General features: G+C 61.0%; 12 protein-coding genes. 7 read left to right on the plus strand and 5 right to left on the minus strand.

The annotated features are described in order from the left end of the window. Positions 1 to 86 precede the first annotated feature (86 nt). Positions 87 to 791, minus strand: a complete 705-nt coding sequence (treR, locus tag AO353_RS15975; RefSeq protein ID WP_054595821.1) for a trehalose operon repressor — start codon at positions 789 to 791, stop codon at positions 87 to 89. Between the two features lie 222 nt (positions 792 to 1,013). Here treR and treP point away from each other — a divergent pair, with 222 nt between their 5' ends. The 7 genes from treP (at position 1,014) to tadA (ending at position 10,641) form a co-directional block, all read left to right on the plus strand. Beyond that, entirely contained in the window at positions 1,014 to 2,456 is a 1,443-nt protein-coding gene (treP, locus tag AO353_RS15980) for a PTS system trehalose-specific EIIBC component (RefSeq protein ID WP_054595822.1), read from the plus strand. A gap of 192 nt (positions 2,457 to 2,648) precedes the next feature. Beyond that, positions 2,649 to 4,298, plus strand: a complete 1,650-nt coding sequence (gene treC / locus AO353_RS15985) for an alpha,alpha-phosphotrehalase (protein ID WP_054595823.1) — start codon at positions 2,649 to 2,651, stop codon at positions 4,296 to 4,298. Between the two features lie 96 nt (positions 4,299 to 4,394). Further along, complete coding sequence (locus tag AO353_RS15990) at positions 4,395 to 5,618, plus strand: maltoporin (protein ID WP_054595824.1); 1,224 nt, start codon at positions 4,395 to 4,397, stop codon at positions 5,616 to 5,618. A 61-nt stretch (positions 5,619 to 5,679) separates the two neighbouring features. Further along, the gene (ptsP, locus tag AO353_RS15995) at positions 5,680 to 8,214 is read left to right on the plus strand and encodes a phosphoenolpyruvate--protein phosphotransferase (protein ID WP_054595825.1); all 2,535 of its coding nucleotides are present in this window, start codon (positions 5,680 to 5,682) and stop codon (positions 8,212 to 8,214) included. Between the two features lie 2 nt (positions 8,215 to 8,216). Then, on the plus strand, positions 8,217 to 8,507 hold the full coding sequence (locus AO353_RS16000; protein ID WP_054595826.1) for a PTS transporter subunit EIIB: 291 nt from the start codon (positions 8,217 to 8,219) through the stop codon (positions 8,505 to 8,507). 260 nt (positions 8,508 to 8,767) lie between these two features. Further along, positions 8,768 to 10,144, plus strand: a complete 1,377-nt coding sequence (locus tag AO353_RS16005) for a multicopper oxidase family protein (protein ID WP_054595827.1) — start codon at positions 8,768 to 8,770, stop codon at positions 10,142 to 10,144. Beyond that, on the plus strand, positions 10,144 to 10,641 hold the full coding sequence (tadA, locus tag AO353_RS16010) for a tRNA adenosine(34) deaminase TadA (protein WP_054595828.1): 498 nt from the start codon (positions 10,144 to 10,146) through the stop codon (positions 10,639 to 10,641). The genes AO353_RS16005 and tadA overlap by 1 nt, the downstream gene beginning before the upstream one ends. 175 nt (positions 10,642 to 10,816) lie before the next feature. Here the strand turns inward: tadA and cmoB are convergent, their stop codons facing one another. The 4 genes from cmoB to AO353_RS16030 all read right to left on the minus strand — a co-directional run bounded on the left by cmoB (position 10,817) and on the right by AO353_RS16030 (position 13,797). Beyond that, positions 10,817 to 11,773 carry a tRNA 5-methoxyuridine(34)/uridine 5-oxyacetic acid(34) synthase CmoB gene (cmoB, locus tag AO353_RS16015; protein ID WP_054595829.1) on the minus strand — a complete coding sequence of 319 codons (957 nt, stop codon included), beginning with the start codon at positions 11,771 to 11,773 and terminating at the stop codon, positions 10,817 to 10,819. Then, positions 11,770 to 12,549: a carboxy-S-adenosyl-L-methionine synthase CmoA gene (gene cmoA / locus AO353_RS16020; protein ID WP_173860016.1), complete on the minus strand. Its 780-nt coding sequence runs from the start codon at positions 12,547 to 12,549 to the stop codon at positions 11,770 to 11,772. The genes cmoB and cmoA overlap by 4 nt, the downstream gene beginning before the upstream one ends. Positions 12,550 to 12,766: 217 nt before the next feature. Continuing rightward, positions 12,767 to 13,402 carry a lysoplasmalogenase gene (locus AO353_RS16025; RefSeq protein ID WP_054595831.1) on the minus strand — a complete coding sequence of 212 codons (636 nt, stop codon included), beginning with the start codon at positions 13,400 to 13,402 and terminating at the stop codon, positions 12,767 to 12,769. 2 nt (positions 13,403 to 13,404) lie between these two features. Beyond that, complete coding sequence (locus AO353_RS16030; protein ID WP_054595832.1) at positions 13,405 to 13,797, minus strand: protease inhibitor I42 family protein; 393 nt, start codon at positions 13,795 to 13,797, stop codon at positions 13,405 to 13,407. Positions 13,798 to 13,874: the final 77 nt, after the last annotated feature.

Genomic DNA, 13,874 nt, shown 5'->3' on the forward strand with positions numbered 1-13,874 from the left:
GTAGGAGCGGGAGCTATCGGGTTTTGGTCTTGATCGACGAACCCTGTAGGAAAAGAGTGTCTTCGAACTTCGCTGCAGGCGCCGAGTCAGCGCCGCGCCACGTCCGAAAAGTAGAACTTGTCCAGGGTATGCCGTGATTCGGTGTACTCGAACTGCCGGCCGTCCTGCAAAAAGGTCTGGTTGCTGACCACGATCACATGGCTCTGGCCGTCGAGGTCCAGGTGCTGCTGGTCATCCTTGCTCCGCGGCATCGCTTCAATGGTGCGTTGGGCGTAGGCGATTTGCAGTTGCAGGGTCTGCTCGATGAAGGCGTAGATCGAGTGCTCGGCGATCTCGCGGTTCAGCCCCGGAATGAGCTCGGCGACGAAGTGGTTGATGTCGAGGATGACCCTTTTGCCATCGATTCGCCGTACGCGCTTGATCCGCGTGATCAGGCTGCCTTCTTCGGCTTTCAGGTGTTCGAGCAAGGCGCCTTGCAGGGGAATCTGCTCGAACTCCACGACCTCGGTGCTGACGTCGTTGCCCAGCCTTGGGTAGGTCTCCTGAAAACTGACGATGCCGCCGAGCTGGAATTCGATCGGGTTGGTCGACAGTACGAAGGTGCCTTTACCGTGGATTTTCTGGGCGAAGCCGCGTTCCTGAAGCAGTTCGATAGCCTTGCGCACGGTGCCGCGACTGGCCTGGTAGCTGTCCATCAATTCGGTTTCGGAAGGTAACCGCGCGCCGCGTTCCAGACGTTCGGTGGTGATGCTGGCAAGCAGATCGCTGTAGATCTGGTTGTATTTGCTCATGGTAGTGGCTGCGTTGTGCTCAAGGCAGGAACCTTAAGGGCAGAGGTGGGGTTTGTCCATTTAGCGTTGAAATCCTCACCTGTGGGAAATAGGGCCGCTGGTCGGCTTGTGAGTAAACAAATCGAAACTCGTCTGTACGAGTTATTGCAATAACTCGTACAGACGAGTACTTTTCGCTTCGGCATGCTGCCAACAACAAAAAAACACAGTGGATGAAAAAGCATGAGCCACGATTACCCGACTATCGCCAGCGAGCTGCTTCATAGCCTCGGTGGTGCTGACAACCTCGAACAGGCCGCGCATTGCGTTACGCGTTTGCGCCTGGCCCTCAAAGACCCGCAGCGGGTCGACAGTGCGACGCTGAACCAGATCGACCTGGTCAAAGGTTCGTTTTTCACCGGTGGCCTGTTCCAGGTGGTCATCGGTCCCGGCGAGGTCGAGAAGGTCTATGCCGCGCTACGCCAACAGACCGGCCTTGCCGCGTCGACCATCGCCGATGTGAAACAAAAGGGCGCCGACAAGACCAATGCCATGCAGCGTCTGGTGCGGGTGTTCTCCGATGTGTTCATGCCGATTCTGCCGGCGCTGATCATTGCCGGCCTGTTGATGGGCGTGAACAACCTGATCGGCGCCAAAGGCATGTTCATTGCCGGCAAGACCCTGCTTGAGGCCTACCCGACGCTGGACGGTGTCTGGAGCCTGATCAATCTGATGGCCAACACCTCGTTCGTGTTCCTCCCGGCGCTGGTCGGCTGGTCGGCGGCCAAGCGTTTTGGCGGCAGTGAAATCCTTGGCATCGTGCTCGGCCTGATGCTGGTTCACCCGGACCTGCTGAACGCCTGGAACTACGGCAAGGCGGTGGCCGGGCTGGATGGGCAGAGCCTGCCGTACTTCGATATTTTTGGCTGGTTCAAGATCGAGAAGGTCGGTTATCAGGGCCAGATCCTGCCGATCCTGATGGCCGCCTACGTCATGAGCGTCATTGAAAAATGGCTGCGGGCACGCGTGCCGAACGCCATTCAACTGTTGGTGGTGCCGATTACCACCATCGTCGTGACCGGGGTGTTGGCGCTGGCCGTGATCGGTCCGGTGACCCGGCACCTGGGGATTCTGATCACCGAAGGCGTGGTGACCTTGTTCGACCTGGCGCCGATGGTTGGCGGGGCTATTTTCGGTCTGCTCTATGCACCGTTGGTGATCACCGGCATGCACCACATGTTCCTCGCGGTGGACCTGCAGCTGATCTCGACCCAGGGCGGTACGTTCATCTGGCCGATGATCGTCATGTCCAACCTTGCACAAGGCAGCGCGGCACTCGGGGTGTTCTATATGACCCGCAGTGCGCGGGATAAAAGCATGGCCTCGACCTCGGCGATTTCCGCCTATTTCGGCATCACCGAACCGGCGATGTTCGGCGTCAACCTGCGCTACAAGTTTCCGTTCTACGCCGCACTGAGCGGCTCGGCGCTGGGCTGCATGTTCCTGTCGCTGAACAAGGTTCAGGCCTCGGCGATTGGTGTCGGTGGCTTGCCCGGTTTCATCTCGATCATCCCGCAGTTCATTCCGATGTTCATTGTCGGGATGGTCATCGCCATGGTCGTGCCGTTCGTGTTGACCTGTGGCATGAGCATGAAAATCGTTCGAGCGGGATATCGAGTGGCTTAACAGGCTGAGCACACCTGTGGCGAGGGAGCTTGCTCCCGTTCGGCTGCGAAGCAGTCGTAAAACCGGCGGATGCGGTGTGCTTGGCTAAATGCATTTACACGTTTTTGGGGCCGCTTCGCGGCCCAGCGGGAGCAAGCTCCCTCGCCACAAAAGAACAATGCTCAGCGCATAAATTCATTGAAGGAATCCGCCATGCAAGACTGGCAGCGTTCGGTGATCTACCAGATCTACCCGAAGAGTTTTCACAGCCACGCCGGCAACCCCACGGGCGATTTGCTCGGGGTGGTGGCCAAGCTCGATTACCTGCAATGGCTGGGTGTCGACTGCCTGTGGATCACCCCGTTCCTGCGCTCGCCGCAACGCGACAACGGCTACGACATCAGCGACTACTACGCCATCGACCCGAGCTACGGGACCATGGCCGACTGCGAGTTGCTGATTGCCGAGGCCGGCAAGCGCGGGATCAAACTGATGCTCGATATCGTGGTCAACCACACCTCCATCGAGCACAGCTGGTTTCAGCAAGCGCGCAGCAGCCTCGATAACCCGTACCGTGACTTCTACATCTGGCGCGACCAGCCGAACAACTGGGAGTCCAAGTTCGGCGGTTCGGCCTGGGAATACGAGGCGCAAACCGGGCAGTACTTTTTGCACCTGTTCGACCACACCCAGGCCGACCTGAACTGGGACAACCCGCAGGTGCGTGCTGAAGTCTTCAAGCTGATGCGCTTCTGGCGTGACAAAGGCGTGGGCGGTTTCCGTCTGGATGTGATCAACCTGATCTCCAAGCCGGCGGACTTCCCCGAAGACCACACCGACGGCCGACGCTTCTACACCGACGGCCCGAACGTGCATGAATACTTGCAGGAAATGCACCGCGAAGTCTTCGAAGGACATGACCTGATCAACGTCGGCGAGATGTCTTCCACCAGCCTTGAGCACTGCATCCGCTATTCGCGACCGGACTCGAAAGAGCTGTCGATGACTTTCAACTTCCATCACCTGAAAGTCGATTACCCCAATATGCAGAAATGGGTGCGCGCCGATTTCGACTTCCTCGAACTCAAGCGCATCCTTTCCGACTGGCAGACCGGGATGCAGGCTGGTGGCGGCTGGAATGCGCTGTTCTGGTGTAACCACGATCAGCCGCGTGTGGTGTCGCGTTTCGGCGATGACGGCGAACACCGCGTGGTCTCGGCGAAGATGCTCGGCACTGCGCTGCACTTTCTGCAGGGCACGCCGTTCATCTATCAGGGTGAAGAGTTGGGCATGACCAACCCGGGCTTCGAGCGCATCGAGCAGTACCGGGATGTCGAAACCCTGAACATCTATCGCCTCAAGCGCGAGGCGGGCGAGTCCGAGGCCTCGAGCATGGCCGCGATCATGCAGAAGTCCCGCGACAACAGTCGCACTCCCATGCAGTGGAGCGCGTTACCCAATGCCGGTTTCAGCAGCAGCGAGCCGTGGATCGGCGTGCCGGCCAACGCCATGCAGATCAACGTCGAAAACCAGCTCGACGACACGACTTCGGTGCTGCACCACTATCGCCAGCTGATTGCCTTGCGCCGCAGCGAACCGCTGATCCAGGACGGCGTGTATCGCCAGCTCTTGCCCACGCACAAACAGGTTTGGGTGTACCTGCGTGAAGGAGAAGGCGAGCGGCTGTTGGTGGTGAACAACTTCTATGGCACGGCGTGTGAAGTCGAGCTGCCGGAACGGGTGATCACCGACTGCATGTTGCAACGCTTGGTGATCAGCAACTACCCGGACTCTGAGGTGCGCAAGCAGCAGCTGTTCCTGCGGCCATACGAGTCATTCGTTCTGCACCTGACCGACCACTAAACAACAGGCTTTTCAAACAACTCGCAGGGCACTGCGCGGGGGCTTTTTGCGCGCAGGTTTTGCCCGATGAGCACAATAAAAATAAAGGGGTGGCTCTTGAAAACAACAATAAATCGTAGCCTTGCAGCATCGTGCGTGTGCCTGGTATTGCCGTTCTCGGCCCACGCTCTGGAGTTCGCCGGCTACCTGCGCAGCGGCGTCGGGAGCACGGTCAATGGCGGCTCGCAATCGTGCTTCAAACTGCCCGGCGCTGAGTCGAAGTACCGTCTGGGTAACGAGTGCGAACAGTACGCGGAGCTGGAATTGCGTCAGAACCTGCTGACCCTCGATGACGGCTCGGTGCTCAGCGTCGACGGCATGGCTTCGCTGTACAACCAGTACGACCGCAACCTGACGTTCCAGGGTGATAACGGCTCGGTACGAATGCCGCAGATGTATGCGCAATGGTCGAATTTACCTAGCCTCAATGGCGGTTCGCTGTGGGCCGGTCGGCGCTACTACAAACGAAACGACATCCACATTTCCGACTTCTACTACTGGAACCAGAGCGCCACCGGCGGCGGTATCGAGGACGTGAAGATCGGCGACCTGAAATACAGCTACGCGTTTTCGCGCAAGGACAACCTGTACCAGAAGGACTACGTTACTCGACACGACTTCAACGTCTCAGGCTTTGATACCAACCCCGGCGGCGAGCTGGAGTTTGGCCTGAGCTACATCGACAAACCCGACCGTCGCGACGCGCACGCAGGCTGGGCGATCACCGCTCAACATGTGCAAAAAGACTTTTTCGGCGGCAAGAACAAACTGGCGCTGCAATACGGCGAAGGCCCCGGCACCGGGTTGGGCTATACCGGCGATGTGGGACTGGATGACCGCAACAAGAGCTACCGCCTGGTGGAGTTCTTCGACTGGCAACTGACGCCGCGTTTTGGTGGTCAGGTCGAAGCGGTCTATCAAAAGGACATTCGCCCGGACGGTAACGGCCAGAACTGGATTTCCCTGGGCGTTCGTCCAGCGTATGCGATCACCGATCAATTCAAACTGGTGACTGAGCTGGGACACGATCAGGTCGAGGCTCCTGGCGGTACGCGCAAGTTGAGCAAGTTCACCTTTGCCCCGACCTGGTCGCCAAAAGGCCCTGGGTTCTGGGAACGTCCCGAGGTGCGTTTGTACTACACCTATGCCAGCTGGAACGAGGCGGCCAAGCGGGCAGCGAATGAACTGGCGCAAGGTTCGGCGTTATCCGATACCGGCGCATTCGGCACGGCACTGCATGGTGCGAACGTCGGATTGCAGGTCGAGTACTGGTGGAAATAAGCGATGCTGTCGGGGCTCGCGCTCCATCGGCACTTCAAAGAACAAAACCGCAGGTGAAGTCATGACCCTAACCCAACCCTTGCAATTGCTGGCGCCGCTGTCCGGGGTGCTGATGCCGCTTGATCACGTGCCGGATCCGGTGTTCGCCAGCCGGGTGATCGGCGACGGCCTGTGCATCGATCCGACCTCGCAGGTCCTTTGCGCACCGTTGGCCGGCGTAGTCAGCAATCTTCAACACAGCGGCCATGCGATCAGCATCACCGATGACAGCGGTGTGCAGGTGTTACTGCACATTGGCCTGGACACCGTGAACCTGAAAGGCCAGGGGTTCAGCGCCTTGGTCGAGCAGGGCCAGCGTGTCGAGGCCGGGCAGCCGTTGATCGAGTTCGATGCCGACTATGTCGCCCTGCATGCCCGCAGCCTGTTGACCTTGATGCTGGTGGTCAGTGGCGAGCCCTTCAGTCTGCTGACACCGGACAGCGGTCTGGTGGCCTGTGCGCAGCCGGTGTTGCGCCTGAGCCTGGGCGATCCGCGTACCGTTGTTGCGCAGGAGGAGGGCGAAGCGCTGTTCTCCAAACCGGTCCACCTGCCTAACCCCAACGGTTTGCACGCACGGCCGGCGGCGGTCTTTGCGCAGGCGGCGAAAGGCTTTGCGGCGAGCATTTGCCTGCATAAGCAGCAGGACAGCGCCAACGCCAAGTCGCTGGTAGCGATCATGGCGTTGCAGACGGTGCATGGCGATGCGTTGCAGGTCAGTGCGGTGGGCGAAGATGCCGAATTGGCAATCAGCACACTGGCTCAATTGCTGGCGGATGGCTGCGGTGAGGCTGTGACTCCGGTGGCAGTGGTAGCACCAGTGGTTGAGGCGCAGGAGGTGTCGACGAAACTGCTGCGCGGTGTCTGTGCTTCAGCGGGTTCGGCCTTCGGCTACGTGGTGCAAGTCGCTGAACGTACCCTGGAAATGCCTGAGTTTGCCGCGGATCAACAGCTGGAGCGCGAATCGCTGGAACGTGCGTTGATGCACGCGACGCAGGCGCTGCAACGCTTGCGTGACAACGCGGCCGGAGAGGCGCAGGCGGACATTTTCAAGGCGCATCAGGAACTGCTGGAAGACCCGAGCCTGCTGGAGCAAGCCCAGGCCCTGATCGCTGAGGGCAAGAGCGCGGCATTTGCCTGGAACAGCGCCACCGAAGCCACCGCTACGCTGTTCAAGTCGCTGGGCAGCACGTTGCTCGCTGAGCGCGCGTTGGACCTGATGGACGTCGGTCAGCGTGTGCTCAAGCTGATTCTCGGGGTACCGGACGGTGTCTGGGAGTTGCCGGATCAGGCGATTCTGATTGCCGAACAACTGACGCCGTCGCAGACCGCTGCGCTGGATACCGGCAAAGTGTTGGGTTTCGCCACCGTCGGCGGAGGTGCCACCAGCCATGTGGCGATTCTCGCCCGGGCCCTGGGTTTGCCGGCCGTATGTGGTTTACCGCTGCAAGTGCTGTCGCTGGCCAGTGGCACCCGAGTGCTGCTCGATGCCGACAAGGGCGAATTGCACCTGGACCCGGCAGTGTCGGTGATCGAGCAGTTGCATGCCAAACGCCAGCAGCAACGCCAGCGTCATCAACACGAGCTGGAAAACGCTGCACGGGCCGCCGTCACCCGCGACGGTCATCACTTCGAAGTCACGGCCAATGTGGCTTCGCTGGCCGAAACCGAGCAGGCCATGAGCCTCGGGGCTGAAGGTATCGGCCTGTTGCGTTCGGAGTTTTTGTATCAGCAGCGCAGCGTGGCGCCGAGTCACGATGAACAGGCCGGCACCTACAGCGCCATCGCCCGCGCACTGGGCCCGCAGCGCAATCTGGTGGTGCGCACGCTGGACGTCGGCGGCGACAAACCCTTGGCCTACGTGCCAATGGACAGCGAGGCCAATCCGTTTCTGGGGATGCGCGGGATTCGCTTATGCCTGGAGCGGCCGCAGCTGTTGCGCGAGCAATTTCGGGCGATTCTGAGCAGCGCCGGGCTGGCCCGTCTGCACATCATGTTGCCAATGGTCAGCCAACTGTCGGAGCTGCGCCTGGCGCGGCTGATGCTCGAAGAAGAGGCGCTGGCGCTGGGGCTCAGGGAGCTGCCGAAACTCGGCATCATGATCGAGGTCCCGGCAGCGGCGCTGATGGCGGACCTGTTTGCGCCCGAGGTGGATTTCTTTTCCATCGGTACCAACGACCTGACCCAGTACACCCTGGCCATGGACCGCGATCACCCGCGCCTGGCCAGTCAGGCCGACAGTTTTCACCCATCGGTGCTGCGCTTGATCGCCAGCACCGTGAAGGCCGCCCATGCCCATGGCAAGTGGGTCGGGGTGTGTGGCGCGCTGGCGTCGGAGACCTTGGCGGTGCCGCTATTGCTGGGGCTTGGCGTGGATGAGCTGTCGGTCAGCGTGCCGCTGATTCCGGCGATCAAGGCGGCGATTCGCGAGGTCGAGCTCAGCGACTGTCAGGCCATCGCGCATCAGGTGCTCGGGCTGGAAAGCGCCGAGCAGGTCCGCGAGGCCTTGAGTGTGCAGCAGCAGGCAATGGTCGAAACTTCACAGGTGTTGGAGAGCTGAACATGTTCGAGAAAATGCAACGGGCGTTTTGGAAGGCGTTGACCCCGGACCTGGTGGTGGATGAGCCGAAGGTGGCTGCTCATCCTGTCTCGGGCCTGGCAGCGAATATCGTGGCCGCGCTGGGCGGGGCGAACAACCTCAAGTCGCAACAGCGGGTTGCCCTGACGCGGGTGCGAGTGGAGTTGAAGGATGCCGCGCTGCTGGATGCGACGGCCTTGCGTGCGGCGGGTGTACCGGGGGTGATGACGTTGGCGGGTGGGGTGGTGCATCTGATCACAGGACTGGATGCGTAACCGAATCCTGTGGCGAGGGAGCTTGCTCCCGCGGGCCGGTCCGCGCTCGGGCGAAGCGGCCCTAAAACCTGAAATCGCATTCCGCCAGACACCAAGCACAGGATGGTTTTACGACTGCTTCGCACTCGAGCGGGAGCAAGCTCCCTCGCCACAGGTGATGTGCGTCTCTTTGTTGCCCTTACTGTTTCTCATCCGCAGGTGTATCGTATTCGCCTTTTGCGGGCACTGGCCTGCCGCTGATACGTGAGGTTGTTGAGTTCATGTCCTTTACCCGTCGACAAATACTGGGTGGTCTGGCCGGTTTGGCAGTGGTGGGCGTCGGGGCCGGTGGTGCATCGCGTTACTGGCTGGGGAAAATGGCCGACGCCAACGCGGGTCATGACTACGAACTGATCGCCGCGCCGCTGGATGTCGAGCTGGTGCCAGGGCACAAAACCGAGGCCTGGGCCTTTGGTCCGTCGGCGCCGGGGACGGAACTGCGGGTACGTCAGGGCGAATGGCTGCGGGTGCGTTTCATCAACCACCTGCCGGTGCCTACGACCATTCACTGGCACGGCATCCGTTTGCCGCTGGAGATGGACGGCGTGCCGTACGTCTCGCAATTGCCGGTGCTGCCGGGCGAGTATTTCGACTACAAATTCCGCGTGCCGGACGCTGGCAGCTACTGGTATCACCCGCACGTCAACAGCAGCGAAGAGTTGGGGCGCGGGCTGGTCGGGCCGCTGATCATCGAAGAACGCGAGCCCACCGGTTTCAAGTACGAGAAGACCCTCAGCCTGAAAAGCTGGCACGTCGATGAAGAGGGCGCCTTCGTGCCGTTCAGCGTTCCTCGTGAAGCGGCGCGCGGCGGCACGGCCGGGCGTCTGGCGACCATCAATGGCGTACCGCTGCCGGTGATTGAGTTGCCGGCCGGGCAGATCACTCGGGTACGCTTGTTGAATCTCGACAACACCCTGACTTACCGCCTCAACATTCCGGGCGTCGAAGCGCAGATCTACGCGCTCGACGGCAACCCGATCGAGCCGCGTCCACTGGGTAAGGAGTACTGGTTGGGCCCCGGCATGCGCATTTGCCTGGCGATCAAAGCCCCAGCGGCGGGTGAAGAGTTGTCGCTGCGTAACGGGCCGGTGCGCATTGGCACCTTGCGTTCGGTGGTCAACAATGACGCACCAACCCAGTGGCCACCGGCGCTGCCGGCCAACCCGATTTCCGAGCCGGACCTGGCCAATGCCGAGAAGCTCAATTTCAATTTCGAGTGGGTTGGATCGGTCTCGGTGAACGTCGATAATGGCAAGCCGCCGAGCCTCTGGCAGATCAATGGCAAGGCCTGGGACATCACCGACAAAACCTGTGCCGACCGCCCGATTGCTACTCTGAAAAAAGGCAAAAGCTACATTTTCGAATTGAAGAACATGACCCAGTACCAGCACCCGGTTCACTTGCACGGCATGAGCTTCAAGGTCATTGCCTCGAACCGAAAAAAGATCATCCCGTATTTCACCGACACCTACTTGCTGGGCAAGAACGAACGCGCCCAGGTGGCGCTGGTGGCGGATAACCCCGGGGTGTGGATGTTCCACTGCCATGTGATCGACCATATGGAAACCGGCCTGATGGCCGCCATCGAGGTGGCCTGATGCGTCAGATACGCCCGGCGAAGATCATCGACCGTAGCCGCGATCAGGACTTCATGCGTGAGGCCCTGGCGCTGGCCGCGCAAGGTGCCGCCCTCGGTGAAGTGCCGGTGGGTGCGGTGCTGGTGCAGGACGGTGAAATCATCGGCCGCGGCTTCAATTGCCCGATCAGCGGCAGCGACCCCAGCGCCCACGCCGAGATGGTCGCGATCCGCGCTGCGGCGCAGGCCGTGAGCAACTATCGTCTGCCGGGCAGCACGTTGTATGTCACGCTGGAGCCGTGCAGCATGTGCGCCGGTTTGATCGTGCATTCACGGATTGCGCGGGTGGTTTATGGGGCGCTGGAGCCCAAGGCCGGGATCGTGCAAAGCCAGGGGCAGTTCTTCACCCAGGGCTTTCTCAACCACCGGGTGCTGGTCGAAGGCGGGGTCTTGGCCGAAGAGTGCGGCACGGTGCTGAGCGAGTTCTTCAAGGCCCGACGCGCCAAGCCAACAGACTAAACACCCAACCAATGTGGGAACGGGCTTTTGTGGCGAGGGAGCTTGCTCCCGCGGGCCGGTCCGCGCTCGGGCGAAGCGGCCCTAAAAACAGTCAATGCGTTTTTAGCTGGATAGACCCTTTGCGAGTGCTATGCACTCGAGCGGGAGCAAGCTCCCTCGCCACAGGTGTGCTGCGTTATTTTTTGGCGACGATCACTGCGCGCATCGGTGCCGGCAGGCCTTCAATGGTCTTACTGTGGTCCTCGGGGTCGAGGAAGTCGCTCAGCGACTGATACTTCATCCACTCGGTCCCGCGTTGTTCTTCAACCGTGGTCACGCTGACATCCACGCAGCGCACATCGCTGAATCCGGCGCGGCGCAGCCAGAGCATCAGCGCCGGCACCGACGGCAGGAACCAGACGTTGCGCATCTGCGCATAGCGGTCTTCCGGCACCAGCACCTGCTGCTCATCGCCTTCGATCACCAGCGTTTCCAGCACCAGCTCACCGCCCTTGACCAGGCAATCCTTCAGCGCCAGCAAATGCTCGATTGGCGAGCGGCGATGGTAGAACACGCCCATGGAGAACACGGTGTCGAAGCCTTCCAGATTCGGTGGCAGGTCTTCAAAAGGAAACGGCAGGTGCCAGGCATTGGGCTCGGACAGGTAACGCTGCACTGCCTGGAATTGGCAGAAAAACAGCCAGTTCGGATCGACGCCGATCACGCTGTCGGCCCCCGCGCCGAGCATGCGCCACATGTAGTAGCCGTTGCCGCAGCCGACATCGAGGATGCGTTTACCTTTGAGGTCGAGGTGCGGGGCGACCCGCGACCACTTCCAGTCCGAGCGCCATTCGGTGTCGACGTGCACGCCGAACAGATCGAACGGGCCTTTGCGCCAAGGCGACAAACCCATCAGTGCGGTACGCATTTGCGCGCGGGTTTCATCGTCGCAGTCGGTGTCGAGGGTCAGGCCGTTCAGCAGGTCGACTTCACTCGGCTGAATCTTCGGTAAGGCGTCCAGCGCGCTCTGCCAGCGCTCGAGGTCGCCGTGACCTTTTTCCATTTTCACGTCGAGTTGCGCTTGCAGGGTGTTGGCCCAATCGGCCAGTGGCGTACCGGCGAGACGGCGGGCGAGGGGGGACAGATCAATCATGGCAAGGCAATCAACGAGGCAAAGTTAAGACACTGGAACCACGGCACGACTTTCGAGAACCCGGCGGCCAGCAGGCGTTCGCGGTGTTCCTGGAGGCTGTCGGGCTTCATGACGTTTTCGATGGCGCTGCGCTTCTGGGCGATTTCCAGTTCGCTATAGCCGTTGGCGCGTTTGAAGGCGATGTGCAGGTCGGTGAGCAGTGCGTGTTCTTCGGCGTCTTCGAAACGCAGCTTTTCCGACAGAATCAGTGCACCGCCCGGCAACAGCGACTGACGAATACGTGCGAGCAGTGCCAGGCGTTGATCCGGGGCGATGAATTGCAGGGTGAAGTTCAGCGCCACCACCGAGGCCGGTTTGAACTCCAGCGCGAGAATGTCGCCTTCGATCACTTCAACCGGCAGCAGCTCCTGGAACATCGAGTCCTGGCCGTTGAGGTATTCGCGGCAACGCTCGACCATCGCCGCCGAGTTATCCACCGCGATCACCCGGCAACCGTCGGTGCGCACGTGACGGCGCAGGGCCTGGGTCACAGCGCCGAGGGAAGAACCCAGGTCGTAGAGCACGCTACCCGGTTGGGCGAACTGCGCCGCGAGCACGCCGAGGTTTTCGACTATGGTCGGGTAACCCGGCACCGAGCGCTTGATCATGTCCGGGAACACCCGCACCACGTCCTCGTTAAAGGCGAAGTCAGGCACCTGGGCCAAAGGCTGGGCGAAAAGGCGATCGGATTCTTTGCTCACGGCGGTTCCAGCGGCGGATGTGGAAAAGGCCGGCATTTTAGCCAACTTGGCGCGTGGATGCGCGGGTTGTCTGATAAACCGCCTGGTTCACGCAATCTGTGCGGCGAGCGGGCTGTTGTGGCGAGGGAGCTTGCTCCTGTTGGAGTGCATAGCACTCCCAAAACCTGCAATCGGGTTTTGTCAGGTACACCGCGTTCACCGGGTTTAGGGCCGCTTCGCAACCCAACGGGGGCAAGCCCCCTCACCACAGGGTTCAGCGCGGTTTCTGGTGGAACGCCGACGCTGTAATCCCCCATTGCCCCAGCCAGTAGCTGAGGATGATCACGTAGGGCGCAGCCTCGAACGGCACGACAAAACGGCTGATGCCGATCACGCTGTCGGAGAACACAAACGCCAGCGCGCCAGCGGCGGCCAACAGTGCCGAACGCTTGGGCACGTCGCTGCCCAAACGGGCCAGGGCACGCCAAAGCATGGCGCTGATGGCCACGCCGTAGACGATCACCGGAACCAGCAACGGCCCCAGGCCATGGCTGATCAGAATCCCCAACAGCACGGCACCGACGCCTAGCGCGAAGATAAGCGGCGCCAGCGCTAGGCGTCGGCAATCACTCAAGTAGGCTTTCAAGTACACCAGGTGCGCCACCAGAAACGCGCCGAGGCCAAACACGAACAAATCCCCCGGCCACGCCAGCAGCACATCGCCGAGCACGGAAAACATCAGGCCAAGGCTGATCCAGCGCCGATAGTCGCTGGGCGGCGCATCGTGCAGCCAGCCGAGCAGCGCCAACACCGGCAATGGTTTGACCAACAGGCACAGCAACGCGGCGTGCGCGCTCACTCCGTAGAGAAACGTTACCGCGCCCATCAGCGCCAGAATCAGCCAGCCCATGATCAGTTAACCGAAATCGCGCAGTCGAAGGTTTGCGCGGGTTCGACTTCCGGTTCCCACGGCTGTTGATAAGTCAGGCGCAAACGCCCGTTGCCTGCGGCGAAGGCTTGAAAGCGCCAGGTCGATTGCCCGCCACTGCCCACCAACCCGGTGTTCTCCGGGTTGCTGTAAACCTCGGGGCTGATCGCCCGCAGCACACCGCCAGCCGAATCCTGGATCGCCCAGCGATAACCGGTGGTCGGGTTGCTTGGCAGGGTCAGGATCAGGTGTTGCCCGTTGTTCAGTTGCACCGGGCATTCGCTTTGTTTTTCCACCGTCACGTTGTGTTTCGGTTGAGTGGCGCAGGCGGCCAGCAGGGCGAGGCTCAGGGGCAGAAGCAGACGGGTAGGGGACATTGGATCGGGAACTCCGGTAATCACGACGAACGGCGAGCATAACCGAAGATGAATCAAAGTGTGACGGTCCCGACCGG

It is taken from the genome of Pseudomonas fluorescens, from assembly GCF_001307155.1.
In the GTDB taxonomy this organism is placed as follows: Bacteria; Pseudomonadota; Gammaproteobacteria; order Pseudomonadales; family Pseudomonadaceae; genus Aquipseudomonas; species Aquipseudomonas helvetica.

Bases quoted from the DNA above. Each gene is read 5' to 3' on its own strand.
- treR (WP_054595821.1), bottom strand. From the start codon at position 791: ATGAGCAAATACAACCAGATCTACAGCGATCTGCTTGCCAGCATCACC.
- treP (WP_054595822.1), top strand. From the start codon at position 1,014: ATGAGCCACGATTACCCGACTATCGCCAGCGAGCTGCTTCATAGCCTC.
- treC (WP_054595823.1), top strand. From the start codon at position 2,649: ATGCAAGACTGGCAGCGTTCGGTGATCTACCAGATCTACCCGAAGAGT.
- ptsP (WP_054595825.1), top strand. From the start codon at position 5,680: ATGACCCTAACCCAACCCTTGCAATTGCTGGCGCCGCTGTCCGGGGTG.
- AO353_RS16000 (WP_054595826.1), top strand. From the start codon at position 8,217: ATGTTCGAGAAAATGCAACGGGCGTTTTGGAAGGCGTTGACCCCGGAC.
- AO353_RS16005 (WP_054595827.1), top strand. From the start codon at position 8,768: ATGTCCTTTACCCGTCGACAAATACTGGGTGGTCTGGCCGGTTTGGCA.
- tadA (WP_054595828.1), top strand. From the start codon at position 10,144: ATGCGTCAGATACGCCCGGCGAAGATCATCGACCGTAGCCGCGATCAG.
- cmoB (WP_054595829.1), bottom strand. From the start codon at position 11,773: ATGATTGATCTGTCCCCCCTCGCCCGCCGTCTCGCCGGTACGCCACTG.
- cmoA (WP_173860016.1), bottom strand. From the start codon at position 12,549: ATGCCGGCCTTTTCCACATCCGCCGCTGGAACCGCCGTGAGCAAAGAA.
- AO353_RS16025 (WP_054595831.1), bottom strand. From the start codon at position 13,402: ATGGGCTGGCTGATTCTGGCGCTGATGGGCGCGGTAACGTTTCTCTAC.
- AO353_RS16030 (WP_054595832.1), bottom strand. From the start codon at position 13,797: ATGTCCCCTACCCGTCTGCTTCTGCCCCTGAGCCTCGCCCTGCTGGCC.